Source organism: Streptomyces sp. URMC 126, assembly GCF_051386555.1.
Lineage (GTDB): Bacteria > Actinomycetota > Actinomycetes > Streptomycetales > Streptomycetaceae > Streptomyces.
The window spans coordinates 1-307 of the sequence record NZ_JBPQTX010000743.1 but is presented as its reverse complement, the minus strand read 5'-3'; the positions used below and the strand labels follow the sequence as shown (position 1 = coordinate 307).

The following is a 307-nucleotide window of genomic DNA, read 5'->3' as shown; positions in this document are numbered from 1 at the left end:
ATGTACGGCCGCGCGAGCTTCCCCCTCCTCCGCCACCGCATCCTCCTGGGCTGACCACACCCTCCGTCACCACCGACTACGGAACAGACCCGAACGTTTGACAGACCCCCAGGTGGCGGTGCGTCTGGCCGCGGTCACCGCGACGACGAAGGTGCTCATCGACCGGGCCCTGTACCTCCCGGCGGACTGGGCCGCGGACGAGGAACGCCGCGAAGGTGCCGGGGCGCCGCAGGAGACCGGGTTCGCGACGAAACCGCAGCAGGCGCTGTCGATGGTCACCGGTGCGCTCGCCACGGGGATCCAGACC

General features: G+C 70.7%; 1 pseudogene. It reads left to right on the top strand.

The features are described from left to right. Positions 1–106 precede the first annotated feature (106 nt). Positions 107–307, top strand: a pseudogene (locus ACSNOK_RS33710) (transposase); the annotation flags it as partial.